The 18,102-nt window shown below is 65.5% G+C and carries 7 protein-coding genes; 5 read left to right on the plus strand and 2 right to left on the minus strand.

Annotation, left to right across the window (positions count from 1 at the left end):
* Positions 1 to 3 precede the first annotated feature (3 nt).
* Positions 4 to 3,165 (plus strand): hypothetical protein, encoded by a 3,162-nt coding sequence (locus QPK29_RS30695; protein ID WP_371772139.1) that lies wholly within the window; start codon positions 4 to 6, stop codon positions 3,163 to 3,165.
* Here the strand turns inward: QPK29_RS30695 and QPK29_RS30700 are convergent.
* The gene (locus QPK29_RS30700; protein WP_371772138.1) at positions 3,134 to 4,738 is read right to left on the minus strand and encodes a histidine kinase N-terminal 7TM domain-containing diguanylate cyclase; all 1,605 of its coding nucleotides are present in this window, start codon (positions 4,736 to 4,738) and stop codon (positions 3,134 to 3,136) included. The two genes, QPK29_RS30695 and QPK29_RS30700, sit on opposite strands and share 32 nt — an antisense overlap.
* A gap of 146 nt (positions 4,739 to 4,884) precedes the next feature.
* Positions 4,885 to 6,327, minus strand: a complete 1,443-nt coding sequence (locus QPK29_RS30705) for an SGNH/GDSL hydrolase family protein (protein ID WP_400189901.1) — start codon at positions 6,325 to 6,327, stop codon at positions 4,885 to 4,887.
* Between the two features lie 507 nt (positions 6,328 to 6,834).
* Between QPK29_RS30705 and QPK29_RS30710 the strand changes: the two genes are divergently transcribed.
* The 4 genes from QPK29_RS30710 to QPK29_RS30725 all read left to right on the plus strand — a co-directional run bounded on the left by QPK29_RS30710 (position 6,835) and on the right by QPK29_RS30725 (position 18,099).
* On the plus strand, positions 6,835 to 8,055 hold the full coding sequence (locus QPK29_RS30710; protein WP_400189902.1) for a 3-oxoacyl-[acyl-carrier-protein] synthase III C-terminal domain-containing protein: 1,221 nt from the start codon (positions 6,835 to 6,837) through the stop codon (positions 8,053 to 8,055).
* An 891-nt stretch (positions 8,056 to 8,946) separates the two neighbouring features.
* Complete coding sequence (locus QPK29_RS30715; protein ID WP_400189903.1) at positions 8,947 to 9,732, plus strand: GAF domain-containing protein; 786 nt, start codon at positions 8,947 to 8,949, stop codon at positions 9,730 to 9,732.
* A 57-nt stretch (positions 9,733 to 9,789) separates the two neighbouring features.
* Positions 9,790 to 10,602: an AMP-binding protein gene (locus QPK29_RS30720; protein WP_371772134.1), complete on the plus strand. Its 813-nt coding sequence runs from the start codon at positions 9,790 to 9,792 to the stop codon at positions 10,600 to 10,602.
* Between the two features lie 45 nt (positions 10,603 to 10,647).
* Entirely contained in the window at positions 10,648 to 18,099 is a 7,452-nt protein-coding gene (locus QPK29_RS30725; protein ID WP_371772133.1) for an SDR family NAD(P)-dependent oxidoreductase, read from the plus strand.
* Positions 18,100 to 18,102: the final 3 nt, after the last annotated feature.

Consider the following 18,102-nt stretch of genomic DNA (forward strand, 5'->3'; position numbering starts at 1 on the left):
ACCATGGACATCACCCAGTTCACCACTGCGCAGGCGCAGAACCGCCTGCAGGCCGACGGCCTCGAAACGCTCGGCCTGACCGGCCTGCAGCTGGCGCCGCGCTGGTCGACGACGTCGGCGCCCACGTTCGATCCGGTCGCGCTGACCCTGGCGCTGACGAATGCGGAATGTCCGTTCGGCGGCATGCTCACGTGGCACGTCCATGGCAACGAGTTCACCGATGCGCAGGGCCAGCCGATCGATGCGTTCTGCGGCGTGATCCGGCTGCATCCGCACGCGCAGCAGCGCCTGTTCCGCGTGGCCGCCGCGCGCTATGCCAACGGCGGCACGCTCGCGCACCCGCTGCCCGTCGCGATGCTGTTCCGGCTGACGTCGCCGCCGGACGAGACGCCGCGCCGCATCGAGGCCGGCGATCCCGTGCCGCCGCCGAAGGACGGCAGCCTGCCGGCGTCGCTCGTGGTGTCGTTCCACGACGCGCGCGGCCTGATTATCTGCCCCGTGGCCGTGGCGGCCATGTTCGCGGACCTGATCCAGGGCCTGCCGGGACTGCGCTATCCGAAGGCGCCGGGCACGGTCGGCGACGCCGGCGGACTCACTGCCATCGCCGCGCTGCCCACGAGCGGCGCGATCCTCGTGCAATTCGCCGACCTGCACGGCAACCTGTACCAGCCCACGCGGCCCGGCAACGTGATGAACGTCGTGTCGCCCGGCCCGTCGACCACCCCCGTCGACCATGCGACGGGCTATGCCTCGCTGACGGCCAGCCAGACCATCGCCGCGGGCAGCGCCGACAATGGCGTGCTGCGCTTCGGCTTCGCCACGCGCGGCACCTTGGACCGCACGCCGCTGTCCATGCCGGCGCTGCCCGCGACATTGCCCTCGCCGCCGTTCCCCGCCACGACAGGGCCGACGCTGGCGCGCCAGTTCCTGCGGGTGGTCGTGGTCGACCCCGAGTGGCATTTGCTGGGCAACCGCGACGCCGCCCCGCGCAACACCATCCCCGGCGACGACGGCACGACGCCGGCCGACCTGGTGCCGAAGGTGCGCGACCGCGTCGCGATCGACTACGCGGTCGACGGCGTCAACACGTGGGCGCTCGCCGACGGCGTGCTGGCGCGCTTCCAGGCGGCGGGCACGGGCCTCGTCTACGCCTGCTCGCCCGCGTTCGCCGCGTTCGGCCTGCCGCCCGCGCCGGCGCCCGGCACGACGGTCGCGTGGCCCGCGTTCCCGCCGCCATCGCCCGGACCCGGTGCGGCCACGAACGTGGCGCCGGGCCAGGGCGCGAGCGCCGCGTGGGCCGGGCCCGCGTCGCCCGACGTCGTCTTCACCGTGAAGGCGGCGGCCGCGCCGAAGGATGCGCACATCCGCGTGTATGCGCGCCGCTTCGCCGAGATCGCGAGCATCGGCAAGCAGCCGTCGTTCGTGCGCGGCGACGGCGGCGCGGCGCTGGCGGACGGCAGCAACGACGTCAGGATCCTGCTGGCCAACCCGTTCGGCCTGGGCCCGGGCGATCCGCACAGCCCCGGCATCCAGGTCGACGTGGACATCGTGGTGACGGTGCGCGGCGGCCAGCGCAAGCTGTGGAGCGGCATCCGCGTGCCCGTCGACCCGCCCGTCGCTCCGCCCGTGAACACGTTCGGCGGCACCGACCGCCTGCCGCTGGTGCCGCCCGAGATGCAGGGCTGGTGCCCGGTCCCGCTGTTCGGCCTCCCCCGCACGACGCCGGCCGCGAACGGCGGCACCCTGGCCGCGCTGTCGCGCAGCCTCGCGTCCGAAAGCATCCCGCGGGTCGGCCCGCGCCTGCCGCTGATGGCCCGCTTCGAGACGATCGTCGCGGCGGGCATACCGGATGCCGGCGCCGGCAACGGCGCGCTGTCCTGGCAGGCCATGGTGACGGGCGCGCGCTGGATGCCGGAGTCGCGCTCCGCCCAGCACACGCAGGGCAACCCCGGCAACCCGGCCGGTCCGGACATCCACGCGGCGGGCGCGCGCGTGACGGGCGCGCTGGCCTACGACTTCGCGTGGCACGCGCTGCGCCGCGCCAAGCCGCCGCTGCCCTTCCCCGGCGCGCCGACCCTGCTGGACGGCTGGATCCTGTACGGCGCCGGCGACAACATGAACGAACCGGCCACGCCGCCGAACGATGCGGCGCCGGGCGCCGGCACGAGCATGGGCGCGGCGCTGCAGACCATCGCCGCCGTGTGCGATACGCCCGAGCTGTCGCTGGCGCCGGAATCGGCTTTCGAGGACACGACGACGGTACAGGACATCGTCGACGCGGTCTCGAATGCCATCAATCCGGGCGGCACGCCGCCGACCGTGAACTCGCCCAACGGCGACCGGCTGCTGCGCGAGATCCGGCGCGAATACTGGGTGGCGAAGCATGGCCGGCGCGACGCCCTGTGGTCGCTGCGGCGCGCGCTGGGCGAAGCGCGTGAGCTCATCTACATCGAGGGCGCGCAGTTCGCGCCCACGGCCGCCAACAACGGCGGCATGCCGGCCCACATGCTCGACCTGGCCCAGGTCATCATCGACCGCATGACGGATCACCGCGACCTGCGCGTGGTGGTGGCGCTGCCCTGGGACACCGATTTCGCGCACAGCGGCCCGCCGATGAATTTCGAGACCTTCGTGCAGCAGGCGATCGGGGCGCGCAAGGCGCTCGTATCGGCGTTCCCGAACATCATCAGCGACCGGCTGGCCGTGTTCCACCCGCTCGGCTTTCCCGGCCGCGCGACTGCGATCCGCAGTGCCGTGGTGATCGTGGACGACGTGTACTCCCTGGTCGGCACGAGCCACTTCCGCCGCCGCGGCATGACGTTCGACGGCGCCGCCGACCTGGTCTCGTTCGACCGCGTGATCGAGGACGGCTATTCGAAGACGCTGCGCAAGTTCCGGCGCGCGCTGATGGCCACGCGGCTGGGCGTGCCCGTCGGGACGGGGCCGGCCGACGCGACCGCGGAATGGGCCGCGCTGGAACTGCCGCGCACCGCGTTCGGCATCGTGCGCAATCTGCTGGGCGAAGGCGGTGCGGGACTGATCCAGCCGCTGTGGGAGGGGTATAACCCGGATGTGATTCCGGCGACCGACGACGAGGCCGATCCGGATGGAACGGATGGGACGACGCTGCTCGCTACGCTGACGAGTTTTCTGGCCAAGGCGTGACGGCCGCCGCGCACACCTGGTTCCTGCCCGCGGCCTTGGCCGCATACAGCGCGGCATCGGCCGCGGCCAGCAGGGTCGCCTCGTCGCGGCCATGCTGCGGAAACAGCGCGACGCCCGCCGAGAACGTCCTGCCGACGTCGGCGCCATTGGACGCGAAACGCAGGGCGGAGAACGCGACCCGCAGTTCGTCGATGCGTTCGATGGCCAGGCCGAGCGTCACGTCGCGCATGATGACGACGAACTCTTCGCCGCCGTAGCGGCACGGGGAATCGGTCGGCCTGACCTGTTGCCTGAGCAGCCCCCCGAGCGCGCGCAGCATGGCATCGCCCAGCGCGTGGCCGTGCACGTCGTTGACCGTCTTGAAGTGATCGACATCGATCATGACGACCGCGAACGAGCCCCGGGTACGCGCGCTGCACGTCAATTCGCGCGCGAGGGCGTCCGTCAGGTAGAGGCGGTTGTACAGCCCCGTCAAGGGATCGCGGATGACCTGCTCCTGCAACTGCGCCTGCATCGACTGGATGGTGTCCAACTGGGCCTTGAGCTGCGCGTTCGCCTGCTCGAGGGCGAGCGACGTCGTCCGCGCTTCGGTGACGTCGCGTACGATCAGCACGGCGCCGATCGTGTTGCCGTCGTCATCGCCGATGGCGAACGTGCGCAGTTCGAGATGCCGCGCACCGCCATGCACGAATTCCGTCGTCGTCGGGGCATTGCCGAGGCGGGCCACGTGTTCATCCAGCTCGGCCAGCTGTTCGCCGAGCGGGCGGCCCGGCTTGACCGGCGGGCCGATGTCGAACAATCGCCGGAGCGCCGCATTGCTTTCGACGACACGCCGCTGGGCATCGATGACGATGAAGCCGTCGGTGACGGCCGAGCCGATCTTTTCACGCGCCACGGCGACGAGATCGAACAGGCCGCGGCGGAAGATCGCCAGCGACACGAGGATGCCGCTCGCGACCAGGCCGATCGGGGTGGGATCGAGATCCGGCGGGGACACGCCCGCGATGAACGTCACGTTGCAGATGATCGGGACGAGCAGTGCGCCCAGCAGGATGCGCGCCTGCCGCCGCACGTGCCTCGATCCCCGGTCGTACGCGGCTACGAGCGCAAGCACCGACTTCGCGACCACTACGTAGCTGTACAACGAATGGACCCAGAACAGGGGGCCCATCCGGAAAATGCTGTCCGTGGACGCGCCGCGCCAGGTGCCGAAGCACAGGTCGTGCAGTGGCGACAGCGCGGCCGCGATCACGACGGCAGGCACGATGGCCAGCGCCAGGAGCCGCGACCGGGGCCATTTGTTCGTGCCGCGCGTGTAGCTCAGCACGAAGACCAGCGTGAGCGGCGCGATCGCGACGACGGCCGGGAAGATGACGCGCATCCGCAGGAACATCCCGTCGTCCGGCCACAAGCGCGCGAACGGCAGCGCGTAGCAGGTCAGCCACCAGGCCGCGCTCAGTTGCATGGCCAGCAGCGCCGGCGCCCCGGGGGCGTGCCGGCGGTTCCAGGCGACGGCGGCCAGGAACAGCGCCGTCACGGCACCGGCCAACAACAGGAAGTTAAAGATATCCATGATCGCGCGGATGAGCAGATGCCTATATTAGCATCGGCTTACGACATGTTTCTCTAAGGAACTATATTTTGTCACGCGCGAACAACATCACGAGCTGTCACGCCGCGACGCGGCCGCCGAAGCAGCCGACGTCGCCGCAGCGGGCCCTACAGCCAACCTTTGAGGGTCATCTGGTCGGCTACATACTTGGCAATCAACGAATGCTCGAACGGCGTCGGATAAATGCCATCGGCAAACATGAAATGACTGACGTCGCCACCGATCGTATTGCTGGCATTGCACACGAGCGAATTCAGGACGGCGCCGAGCGCATTGGCGCCGCAAGCCGGCGTGGTGACGCTGGTCAGGCCGAAGGATTTCGAGTCGGCCGCGTGGGCACGGCTGACGCTCGCCACGTCGATCAACAGGACGCCGGCCTGACCGGCCAGGTCAGCCTTGAGCCTGTCGTTGAAGGCGGTGACCATCTGCTTGATCAGGTCCTGGGACGACGCAGGCTGCGCTAGCGCGAATGGACTGATCGTAAGATCTGGAAGGTTATTGACCACGACATATTTCGCGCCCTTCCCGACGATGCTCGTCTTGACCAGCGCAGCGAGGTCGGCCGCGGCGGTCGTCATGGCGGTCACGACACGCGGACCGTTGGCATCGGCATAGTCGGCGCCGGCCTTCGCCGCGGCATTGGCCGCGATCGGGGCCGCCGCGGCGGTAGCGTCAGCCGTCGCCGTGGCGATCATCTGGGGTATGAGGAATGGCCAGTCGGGCGTCGTACCGCCCGGTTGCGGTTGGGGATCGCCGGGTTGCGGCAGCGAGGCCGCCACCAGGACCAGTGCCAGGCTGGCGGGCGTGTGGTCCGGCTTCGCGAGCTCGGCAATCAATGCATCGGACGCTCTCAGCGCATTCACGGAATTCAGGCCGGCCTTGAGCAACTGGCCGGTGAGCGAGAGCGCAAACACGCTCCTCGCCACCCTGTCGCCCGCCTCCTTGCCGGCAGCTTCGCCGGCGGCAGTCGCATCCGCCTTCAATTTATCCAGTTCAGCAAGCGCATCCGCGCTCCCGGCCATGACGACGACGATTTCATCGCCCTTGAACTTCCCACCGCTGGCAGCGAGATGGTTCGCGACCTGGGCCGCGACGGGAAGCGTCAGCAATCCCAGCGTGGAGCCGGTCTGCCTGTTTCCGGGCCCCACCGGGTTGCTCACGCGGGCGCCGCCCTGGGCATAGGCGAAACAGCCGCCATGGTTGGTGACCGGTATGGAAAAGCCCTTGGCGGCGTCGCCTTCCAGCCCGGTCTGTGCAGCGCAAGGCGCCGGCAGTTTCAACTGGCTCGCCAGCACTTCCGTCCAGGTCTTTCCATCCAGGGCCGGGCTGACTGTCGTATTGTTTCCATTGATCGTGTATTTGCCGCCGCCCAATGCCTGAATGCCTCCGACAGCGTAGCTGCCGACGTCTACCAGGCTGTCGCCGAACGTCACCTGGGCAGCGAATGTCGGTTTGGCGGTGCCGCCTCCGACCGGGGTGGAGCCCACCGGGCCGGCATCCGTGGTGGTCGTGCTGGAATCGCCGCCGCCGCAGCCGGAAACGACTGCCATGACGCATAGCGCAAGTGAAAGATTGATTCGTCGCATTATTTTTCCCCAATAAAAGTTGATAATGAGAATTTTCGAAAGAAAAATTTACAACGCTCACTCTTGCACGTTCAATCTTGCCAAGGTTTTGGTTTGATCAATGATTGGCTGAGATTGCTGCGGTCGCAGTACAACGCCTACCGCGTCGTCGTCCCGGCCCGGCACCCACGTTTTCCCTCTGAACGGCACGCGCATGAACCGAAGCGCGGCATCTCCGCCGAGTTCCAAAAACCGTTGTTCAAGCCCCACATTTTGCGTCGCACAACACAAAACCGACGGGGCGTCGGATGACCCGATACTTTTGCAAGCAACATTTTTTGATCCCGGGTTATTTCTTTTCAAAACATCCCATGGCTGAGCTTTGAGTCGGATCAACGAAATCGCATACGCGTCCTTGTGCAGCGGACTTGGCGATAAGCTGAAGCTTGGAACTGATCAATGCGTTATCCCCGAGAGCGGAAGGAGGCCATGATGAATACAGATGTCAATCCGGTGTTGGTCGATTTCAAACCCATACAGGTCTCCAAACCGGTGTCGCAACGTTTCGCGCTGGAGCTTTCGGCATTCGGCCTTGCCCGTGGCTATTGCAAGGTGCACGGCATCGAGAGCAAGGAAGGCAAGCGCCAGGCGTTGGCGGACATGAGAAGTCGATTCGCGAAATATGCGGTCTCGTCCGAACAGATCAGGCAGCGGCAGCTGGTCTTCTTTCCGAAAGTGACCGACATCCGCATTTCCGATGGCGACGTGGTGTTGGCAGAACCCAGGCATGAGCATCTGCGGCTGTTCGCCGGCCCCGACGATACAAAGGGAGCCGACCTGAACACCCGCCACCTCAGCTATGAAAGAATCGTGAACGACTGCGTTACGGACATGTACTGCGATACGATGATCGGACCGGACGATCTGATCCATGTGACCAGCTCCGGCTACCTGGCACCCAGCCCGGTGGAACGGGTGGTCGCACACAAGGAATGGTTCGATACCGCTGTAACGCATTGCTACCACAAGCACTGCTATGGAGCGTTTCCCGCGATCAAAATGGCGCACGGCTTCCTGTCGTCATCGCTTACCGGCGCCACTCCACCGAAGCGGCGGATCGATATCGTCCATACGGAGCTCCTGTCCGGTCATCACAACATCGAAGACAGCGGTATCGAAAACATCATCGCCATGACATTGTTTGCTGACGGCTTCATCAGGTATTCGGCGTGCTCCGAGGATTACGCGCGCGAGCACGGCCTGCGGGGCTTGCGCATCCTCGCCTTGAACGAGCAACTCCTGCCCGACGCCGCCGATGCGATCACAATGATGCCGACGGACCACCAGTTCCAGGTGACCCTGTCCGTCATGGTACCGGTTGTGATCAAGCGGCATGTCTACGCTTTTGCCACCGACCTGATGCGCAGGATCGGCATGGACTTCGAGCGCGACAAGGAGTCGATGATGTTCGCGATCCACCCCGGCGGGCCGAAAATCGTCGAGCATGTCCAGAACGAACTGCGCTTGCGCGAAGATCAGGTCTCGTTCAGCAAGTCGGTCTTTCATGAAAACGGCAACATGTCCTCTGCGACCATTCCGCACATAATGAAAGCGATTCTGGAAGAAAAAGCCATCCGGCCGGGAACACGCGTGCTGTGCCTGGGTTTTGGCCCCGGGTTGACGGTATCCGGCCTGATACTGGAGAAAGTCTGATTCCGGAGGAATAAGGAGACGTCACCTTTCCTGTCTTCTTATTCCGAAAAAAAAGCGGAGCGAACCTCCACGGTATCGGCGATTGCCGCGCCACTTCAACCGCTACGCGCGGTGGTCGAAGGCCTCGAGAATCCACGCTACGCCGCCTGATGCTTCACACCATTGTGCCTCGCCGACCGGGCGCCACCAGCGCATCTTTGACCAGTCGGCATGGACTATCCCGTTCCGGCCCGCTGATTGCCTTGCCCCGGCATGACCGATCGAGACCGATCGCGCATCAAGGCACGATCCTCTTCCACGTTCGCTTCCAGGAAAAGCGCAATTCACTAAGTCGACCGGTCATTCGGATAATTTCAGTTCTTTAACCTTGGATTCCTCGAATCATTAAATGACCTGGATGGCGCAATGGCATATCTGGATTTGCGCTTTTTGGCAAGCTCTGCATTACCTGAAACCAGTGATCGGCCCTCCCCCATCAAGTGATCCTCGAATCCATGGTGCGTCGCAGCAAAAACAGATATATTCTTCCGTATCGTTGCGACGGACGACGCGCCAAATGTGTGCGTTCACGACATGCTGTGGAATACCGTGCCGTAGGCTCTTTGCCCGCGACTGAGCTTATTCGCCAGTTTGACTGCAATCAAACAGCTAGACTCGACAGGTGATAATGTCTAATTACCGTTTATGGAAATGATTACAAGCGCACGCAGTGGATTCAACAATCATACGCACGACATATAACTGTAGTGAGCGCAAATCACCAGAATAACTATTACCAGCCGGCACGAATTCAATTCACGACAGCAATCCCCCAAGTCATTCACCATCGAAAACATAATAATCATCAGGATGAATAAGTAGGACGCTGAATAACCTTATGAGGATGCCATGATGTTGAGTGATAAGACCGCTTCCCGGTTAAGGGAAGAATTCTCCCGGTTCTCTCCCGAAGGGAGCATGAAGGAGTGTCTCGATGCCCTGTCGGAGGTCATTGCCCGAGTACTCTCCGCGAAAGGCTGCAGCATCCTGATCCTTGCCGAGTGCGATCTTTCGCAGACGCCCCTGGATAACGGGCCTCAATTTGGTCCGCTCCCTGAACTGCTGGCGAATCAGAAACCCGTGATCTATGCAGCCACCGTCAGCGAGACCGCCGCCGGTCCGGAGCGCGCCTATGATGTCCATGGCACGACCGAAAGCATGGTATCCGCGATTGTTTTGCAAGGAAAAATCGTTGGCGTCATCCATGCGTCACTCTCGTTGCAGCCGGGCGGATTCAAAGAAGAAGACCTGCACCTTTTCAGTGTCCTCACACCGCTGGTGACGAAGTCCATTCAGGTGATCCAACTGCAGAATATCCTCAACTCGAGATTTGCCCAATTGGCGATCGCCCAATCCAATGAATCGGCAGTCAAGCAGTTAATGAATGGGATCATGCAAAATCCGAACCAGTTTGCGCGCATGCTTGCACGCGCTTTCTATCGCGAGATGCTGCATACCGGCCTCAGTGTCAATCAGATCATTTTCGTAGCCACGGAACTGATTTCGGAGCTCAGCAACAGCCTGAAGAAACGCAGCGTCAAGCACAAAAAACAAACAGGAGAATTGCCGCTAGCGGCCCCCATGCCAGCGCAAGTGGCATCAGGGCATCTCGTGCCGGAACATACCATCAAGCAGTGAAATAACCAAACTGCAGAGTAATGAGCCGAGCGCCCTAGGAATGACCGGGAGAGAGAAATGCACGTTGGACTGGAACTCGAAAGAATACCGGCCCGGGGTAATATTTCATTATTCCTCGATGACGACACCTTGTATACTGCACCGCAGTATAAAAGCGAATTAGACACCCTCAGAAAATTATGCAGGACGCTGCATCCAGCGGATTACGGATGCGTGACGATAAATAATCTGCATTCACTCCCCTTGCAGCGCCGATTCGAGGTGAATGCCCAGACATTCCCTGGTGCGCCTGCGGTCAAGGCGGGCAACCAGCTGCTGACCTATGGTGAACTCGACCACCAGGCCGACGAACTCGCGCTGTATTTGCAGCGTCGTGGCCTGCACGCGGGGTGCTTCTGTATCGTCAGACTCGAACCGTCGATTGCCGAGGTGCGCGTCATCCTGGCGATCCTGAAAGCCGGGGCGGCTTACGTGAAGTTCGATACCGGCCTCGGCCCACAACTCGAAGCAGCGGTGTTCGATGTCCTCGAGCCGCCGTTCCTGTTCGTGCCCGTCACCGAAGCCCTGCGCCCGGAGGCCGGCAGGCTGCAGGTCGTGGGTTGCGACGACGCACCGATGGATTTGCCCTATGGCTGGCCGAACGAGGCCAGGGTCGACGCGCGCACGCCGGCGTGCGCGGTGGTGTATCGCGAGCCCGGCGGCGGCGTCTGCATATCGATGCGCACCCATCAATCGTTGGCATTTCCGGCACGCGTATCCGCCAGGTCCCGCCGTTCCACGGGCGGCCGGTCTCCACGCACCCGCCATGATCCAACGAATTTTTGGCAGGTATTTTCCAAAGGGGCGTTGATGGTCATCCCTCATGCCTGAACGGGCGGTCGACCGCCTATTTGAAGAGACACCGTGGAGATCCTCATGAATGCGTCAAACGCGGTAAAGACTGAACTACCATCGATTATCGCGCTCAGCCCGCAATACCGGCTGGCGCCGCAGATTGCCATCGCAGCGAGCCGCGCGGGCGCGCTTGGTATCCTCGACCTCGGCATCAGGACGCCACCTGCCGACATGGCGGAGGCCGTCGCCGAAGTCGAACGCTGCTCGAGTCGGGCGACGAATTGGGGACTCCGATTCGACCTGCTCCAGGCCAGGCACGACGTCCTCAACCACCTGGCGCGGGATGTCGGCCTCGAAAGACACGCACCCGTGCTGCAACTGGCCGGCGTGCGTTCCGGGGACCTTCGTGCCGCGGCCAGGATCGGGCGCAAGATCGCCCGCGCCGTCCTGCTGGAAGCATGCGATGTTGCCGAGGCCCAAGCGGCACAGGATGCGGGCTTCGATGGGGTGGTCCTCAAAGGCAATGAGGCGGGAGGCCACGTGTGCCGCCGTTCGGCGTTCATGCTGACGCAGGAGTGCGCGGGAAAGCTGGCGATTCCTTACTGGATCCAGGGCGGTATCGGTCCGCACACGGCGGCGGCCGTCATGCTGGCCGGCGCACGCGGTGTCGTCATCGGCGAACAACTCTGGCAGACGGCCGAAGCACCCTGCCCGCCCGCGAACATCGCGTGGTCAGGGATCGACGGCAGCGAGACTGCGCTGGTCGGCAGCGAAGACACGCCTTATCGCTGCTTCAGCCGGAGTGGACGCGTCCGCCAGCGCGAGATCGAACGCATGGTCGCACGGGGCGAGGAGTGGCAGGACGCCCTGTTGAACGGGTTGCTCGACGCCGGCGACCCGATCATCCCGGCGGGGGCCGACATCGGTCTCGCGGAACCCCTCGGCACGCGCTTCGGTACGGTCGGCCGCGTCGTCACGGCGATCCGGGACGCCATCGGGAACCGGCTGCGGCAGGCGAACACCCTGCAGGCACTGCAGGCCGACGGCCCGCTCGCACGATCCCACGGCACGCGCTTCCCGATCGCGCAGGGCCCGATGACGCGCGTGAGCGACGTGGCGCCGTTCGCCAGGGAGGTCGCCGCGGCGGGCGCGTTGCCGTTCGTCGCGCTCGCGGTGCTGCGCGGTCCCGAAGTCGCGGCGCTGCTGCGCACGACCCGCGAACTGATGGGCACGAAGCCCTGGGGCGTGGGCATCCTGGGATTCGTGCCGCGCGAGCTGCGCGAGGAACAGCTGGCGGTGCTGCGCGAGATCAGGCCGCCGTTCGCGATCATCGCCGGCGGCCGTCCGGGCCAGGCCCGCGAGCTCGAGGCACTCGGCACGGTCACCTATCTGCACGTCCCGTCACCCGGCCTGTTGCGCAGTTTTCTCGGGAGCGGCATGCGCCGTTTCGTGTTCGAAGGCAGCGAATGCGGCGGGCACACGGGCCCCCGCAGCAGCTTCGTGCTGTGGGAACAAGCGGTCGGCATCCTGGCCAGCGCGGACATCAAGGATCCGGAGGCCGTGCACGTCCTGTTTGCCGGCGGTGTCCATGATGCGTTATCGGCGGCAATGGTCGCGCTCATTGCCGCACCGCTGAGCGCGCGAGGCATGAAGGTCGGTGTGCTGATGGGTACCGCGTACCTTTTCACCCACGAGATCGTTACCAGCGGTGCGATCGTCGGGGAATTCCAGCGCCAGGCCATGCAGTGCAAGGAGACCGCGTTGCTGCAGTCGGGCGTCGGTATCTACACCCGCTGCGCCAGGACCGCATTCTGCGAGGAGTTCGAGGCGCTGCGGCGCCAGCTCGTCCTGGAAAGCAAGTCAGACGAAGAAACACTGATGGCGCTCGAGCTCATGAATATCGGCCGGCTGCGCATCGCCTCGAAAGGCGTCGCGCGCAACGGCGATCCGGATGTGCCTGCAAGCCAGCGCTACATTACCCTCGACGAAGACGCCCAACGACGCGACGGACTGTACATGCTGGGCGATGTCGCGCGGCTGCGTGACGCGACCTGCAGCCTGGCGGAGCTGCACGACGCCGTATCCGGTGCGAGCATGCGGCTCCTGCAGGAACGCCTGCCGCGCAGTGAAGACGCCGGGCCCGCGGCAGCCAGTGAACCGATCGCCATCATCGGCATGGCGGCGCATTTTCCCAAGGCACAGGGGCTGCAGGCCTACTGGCACAACATCATGCGCGCGTTCGACGCCATCCGGGAAGTGAGCGACGACCGCTGGCCGGCCGCCCAGTTGTTCGAGGCGCGCCGCGGCGTCGCCGACAAAGTGTATTCGAAATGGGGGGGATTCCTGGACGACATACCATTCGACCCCCAGCGCTACGGCATCGCACCGGCCACGCTCGGTTCGATCGAGCCGGCCCAGCTGCTTACGCTCGAAATCGCCCGCCAGGCGCTCGAGGACGCGCACCTGGACCAGCGGCCCTTCGCACGCGACCGCACGGCATGCATCGTGGCCGTCGGCGGCATGAACGACTTGGGCACGCTCTACAACCTGCGTACCGTACTGCCGCTGTATCTCGCGCGGGTGGAGTCGCTGTCCCAGGAAACCCGCGATCACATCGTCGATACGCTGTTCGACAAGGAGTTACCAAAGTGGACCGAAGACAGTTTTCCCGGCATTCTCGGCAACGTCATCGCAGGACGGGTGGCCAACCGGCTCGATCTCGGCGGCAGCAACTTCACGGTCGACGCGGCCTGCGCATCCTCGCTCGCCGCGCTCGAAGTCGGTTTCAGGCAGCTGCGCGACGGCCAGGCCGACGTGGCGCTCGTGGCCGGCGTCGATTGCACGAACAGCGCACTGGGGTTCATGTGTTTCGCCCAGACGCACGCATTGTCGCCGCGCGGACGTTCGCGCCCGTTCGACGAAAGCGCCGACGGGATCGCGATCAGCGAAGGCGTGGGGGCGATCGTACTCAAGCGCCTCAGCGATGCCGAGCGTGACGGCGACCGCATCTATGCGCTCATCAACGGCGTCGGCAGCGCGAGCGACGGCCGCCACCGCAGCCTGACTGCCCCGCATCCGCCCGGCCAGGTTGCCGCACTCGAGCGCGCCTACCGGGACGCCGGCGTCGACCCGCACCTCGTTACGCTGATCGAAGCGCACGGCACGGGTACCGCGCTCGGCGACAAGTCGGAAGTCGCCGCGCTCACGACCGTGATGGGTTCGGCGCCGGCGCCCGCGTGTGCGATCGGCTCCGTCAAGTCCATGATCGGACACACCAAGGTCACGGCCGGCATCGCGGGCCTGATCAAGGCGTCCCTCGCGCTCCACCACCGCGTCCTGCCGCCCACGCTCGGCGTGGAGCGGCCAGTGGCTGCACTCGCTGCACCCGGCTCCTTCCTTTATGTCAACAGCGAACCGCGCCCCTGGCTCCATGCCGGCCGTGCCCATCCGCGCTACTGCGGCGTCAGCGCCTTCGGGTTTGGCGGCACGAATTTCCACGCGGTGTTGTCCGAGTACGCCAATGCGTACCGGCCGGCCGACAGGACCAGCCTGCAGCCCCGCAACGTCGAGCTGTTCGCCTTTACCGGTGCCGGCCGCGACGACGTCGAACGGGCGATCAAGGACCTGCTCGAGCAACTGCAGCTCGCACCTCAAGTCGACCTGGCGCAACTGGCCTACTCTCTGTACCGCGAGCAGCACGTGCTGCGCCGCGCGAACGGCGGCCAGCCGTGCCGCCTGGTCGTCGTCGCCAGCTCCGTCGATGACCTGCGCCGCAGGCTGGCGCACGCGCTGGCGCAGTTCGATTCACGGACACCGATCCATCCGGCGAGCGGCCTGCATTACCGCGAGAGCACCGAGGCACCCGGCGGCGTTTGCTTCCTGTTTCCAGGCCAGGGGGCGCAGCGCATCAACATGTTGCGCGACCTCGTCACGGACTTGCCCGAGCTGCACGCCTGCTTCGCCCAGCCGGCAACGAACGATCCCGGCCAGCCCGTCATCGCCGACTATGTCTATCCGCGACCGGCGTTCAACGACGCCGACCGCAATGCCCAGCAACAAGCCCTGAACGCCACCGACGTCGCGCAGCCGGCGCTCGGCATGGTCAACATGGCCGCGTTCGACGTCCTTACCAGTTATGGCTTGCGCCCCGATTTCCTTGCCGGACACAGCTATGGCGAATATGTCGCGCTCTGCGCGGCCGGCGTGATCACGCGTGAGGCCTTGCTGCACCTGTCGCTCGCCCGCGGTCGCCTCGCGACGAGTGCCCCGGCCGGCGCCATGGCGGCCCTCGACGTCGATGGCGACCGGGCGAACGAGGCCATCGCACGCCACAGCCTGCAAGTCACGGTGGCCAACCTGAATGCGCCCGACCAGACCATCATTGCCGGTACGCCGGAGTCGATCGAGGCCGCGCTGCCGGTCCTGGTCCAGCAGGGCATGCGCGCCAGGCGGATCGCCGTGAGCACGGCATTCCATTGCCCGCAGATGTCGGTGGCCGGCGCAGCTCTGGCCGATGAGTTGACCTCGGTCGCTTTCGCGCCGCCCCGCGTGCCCGTGTATGCCAACCTGACCGCGGCCCCCTATCCGCCCGAGCCTGACCAGATGCGCGCGCTTCTGGCGCGACATATCTCCGAACCGGTCCGCTTCACGGATCAGATCGAGGCAGTGTACGCGGCAGGCGCGCGCGTGTTCGTCGAGTGCGGGCCCGGCCTGACGCTCACTGGCTTGGTCGGACGCATCCTCGGCCGGCGTCCGCATTGCGTACTCGCGCTCGATGCCCCGGGACGGAACGGTTGGGAACAACTCGCACAGCTGCTGGCGCAGGCGGAAGCCAAGGGGCTGCCCATCAACCTCGGGCAATGGTTCTCAGGACGGGGACTGGCCGAGCAGGGGCTCGACGAGACATTGGCGCAAGCGCGCCGGCGCACCGAGCACGGCCCGTTGGTCTGGCGCGTGAACGGCGGCAGGGCCGTCCCCTGGTCCTCGCCGCCGCGTCCCGGCACGCCCCCTGCGCGGCCATCGCCCGCGGCACCGCCTGCGTCCGTACCCGCCGCCCACATGCAGGCGGGCATGCGCCCGGTGCAGGTATCGCAAGACACCGCTACAACTACTCATCGGAGAACGACAATGACCAGCAGAGAACCCCTGCCCGCCGATTTATCGGGCGACGCAGCCATGCCAGTGCCAGCATTTCCCGGGTCCTCAACGGACATGGGTGACTTTCACGACACGTTGAAATATCTGCTCGCATTCCAGACCGAGCAGCAACACGTCCTCCGCCAGTTCCTCGACCTGCAGGCACAGCTGGCCGGCATCGGTCCGCGCCACCTGGCGCCGCCGCTGGTGCTGCCGGTCGGGTCGACGCGGCCAGTCAATCCCGTGCCTGAACCGCGCCCCCGGACCACCGGCCCTGGCCTTGCGACAGCGCCGGCGAGCGCCGCACCGTCCCCCATTCATATCGGCAAGCCCGCGCAGGCGCCCGTCCTGCCCGAACTGCCAGCCGCGGCCCCGCTGGCCGTTTCCTCCGCTCCCATGGCAGCGCTGTCGGCGGCGGCCGACGGCAGCCTCGGCGAGGCCAGCCCGGCATCGACCGCCGAATTCTCGGCGGAGCTGTTGAAAGCGGTGTCGGAACGGACCGGCTACCCCGTCGACATGCTCGACATGGACGCGCACATGGAGGCGGACCTCGGCATCGATTCGATCAAACGCATCGAGATCTTCAGCAATCTCTCGCAACGCCACAGCCTCGTCGGCGATCGCGACGAAGAAATGCTGATCGAGGAGCTGTCGGGCTTCAAGACCTTGCGTGAAGTCGTGGCGTGGTACGAGCGCCTGCTTGCGCCCGAAGCGGAACCCACCGTAGCGGAGAGCCCGGCAAAAAAAGCGCCGGCTCCACTTTCGTCGCCGGATGAGGAAGTGGAGTCGAATGATGTACCGGCAGAGTCCGACCCCGTGCTCAGCTATGTCGTCCAGGCATGCGACGCACCGCTGGACGCGGACACGACGATCGCCTGGCCAGCCGGCGTCCCCATTGTGCTAGTCAGCAAGGTCTCGCCCCTCGCGATCGCGTTGCGCGAGCGCCTGGAGGAACAAGGCTGCCAGGTCCGTCACGTCGTGCCCGGCGCATTCACGCGGGCCGTCGACGCGTCGCGTCTCGAGGTCGACCTTTCCTCGCTCGACGCCGTGATGCCCCTTGCCGAGCTGTTGCGGGTGGACGAGACGCCGCCCGGGGCCCTGATCAACCTGATGGGCGCCGACGAGGGTGGCTCGACGTGGGACCACCGGAACGATGCGCGGGCACTGTTCATGCTCCTCAAAGTGCTGGGCCCCGCCCTGCGGCGCAGTGCCGACGCCGGCGCCGGCCGATTGATCAACGTGACGTCATTCGATGGCCGCTTCGGCCTCGCCGGCGGCGCGCATATCGCGGTCGGCAGTGCCGGCACGCTGGGCGTCGTGAAGTCGGCCGCCCGGGAATGGGCCAACGTCCGGGTGAAATGCATCGATGCCGCGCCGGCGCTCGATCCGGCGGAGCTCGCCGCCCAGATCACGCGCGAGATGTTCAGTTCGAATCCCGACATCGAGGTGGGTTTCGACGAGGACGGGCGCTACCGCATCGATCTCGTTCCCCGCGCACGCGAGCCTGACAAACTCGGGGAATTCGCCCTCGAACCCGGTTCCGTGGTCCTCGTGACCGGCGGCGCCTACGGGATTACCGCGAACCTTGCGCGCATGCTGGCGGACAAATATCACCCGCACCTCGTCCTCGTGGGCCGCAGTCCCTTGCCGGGCGACGAGGACGCGCTGACACGCGACGTGACGGATCCGCAGGCGTTGCGGCGCCTGCTGACGGCACGGTTCCAGTCACGGCATCAGAAGGTCCGGCCGGCGGCGGTCGAAGCCGAACTCAAGCAGCTCCTGAAGGAGCGCGAGATGGCGGCCAACCTCGCGGCCTTTCGCAACAGCGGCTGCACGGTGGAATACCACTGCCTGGATGTGCGGGACACCGAGGCGTTCAACGCGTTGCTCGACGAGATCTACCGGCGCCTGGGCAGGATCGACGGCGTCATCCACGGTGCGGGTGTGATCAGCGACAAACTGATACTCAACAAGTCCGTGGACACCTTCGACTCGGTGTTCGACACGAAAGTCCTGCCCGCGCTGACGCTTGCGGCACGGCTAGACCTTGCCGCCCTGCGTTTCATCGTCTTCCTGTCCTCGGTCGCCGGTCGGTTCGGCAACATCGGCCAGGCCGACTACAGTGCCGCGAACGAGGTGTTGAACAAGCTGGCGGACCAGCTCAGCCATGCCTGGCCCCACCTGCACGCGCTTTCCATCAACTGGGGGCCGTGGGATGCAGGCATGGTCAACGACGATCTGCGCCGGTTGTATGCATCGCGTTCGATCCAGCCGATCGCGCCCGCAACCGGGCAGCGCCATTTCCTGGATGAGCTCGAGCACGGCCCCCGTCGCCAGCCCGAAATCGTGATTACGTCCAGCATCGGCCAGATCGCGACCCTGCGGCTGACGAACTAGCGG

Origin of the sequence: Massilia orientalis (genome assembly GCF_030411975.2) — a bacterium.
In the GTDB taxonomy this organism is placed as follows: domain Bacteria; phylum Pseudomonadota; class Gammaproteobacteria; order Burkholderiales; family Burkholderiaceae_D; genus Telluria; species Telluria orientalis.

Excerpts from the sequence above, each read along its gene's own strand:
- QPK29_RS30695 (WP_371772139.1), top strand. The coding sequence starts at position 4 with ATGGACATCACCCAGTTCACCACTGCGCAGGCGCAGAACCGCCTGCAG.
- QPK29_RS30715 (WP_400189903.1), top strand. The coding sequence starts at position 8,947 with ATGTTGAGTGATAAGACCGCTTCCCGGTTAAGGGAAGAATTCTCCCGG.
- QPK29_RS30710 (WP_400189902.1), top strand. The coding sequence starts at position 6,835 with ATGAATACAGATGTCAATCCGGTGTTGGTCGATTTCAAACCCATACAG.
- QPK29_RS30720 (WP_371772134.1), top strand. The coding sequence starts at position 9,790 with ATGCACGTTGGACTGGAACTCGAAAGAATACCGGCCCGGGGTAATATT.
- QPK29_RS30705 (WP_400189901.1), bottom strand. The coding sequence starts at position 6,327 with ATGGCAGTCGTTTCCGGCTGCGGCGGCGGCGATTCCAGCACGACCACC.
- QPK29_RS30700 (WP_371772138.1), bottom strand. The coding sequence starts at position 4,738 with ATGGATATCTTTAACTTCCTGTTGTTGGCCGGTGCCGTGACGGCGCTG.
- QPK29_RS30725 (WP_371772133.1), top strand. The coding sequence starts at position 10,648 with ATGAATGCGTCAAACGCGGTAAAGACTGAACTACCATCGATTATCGCG.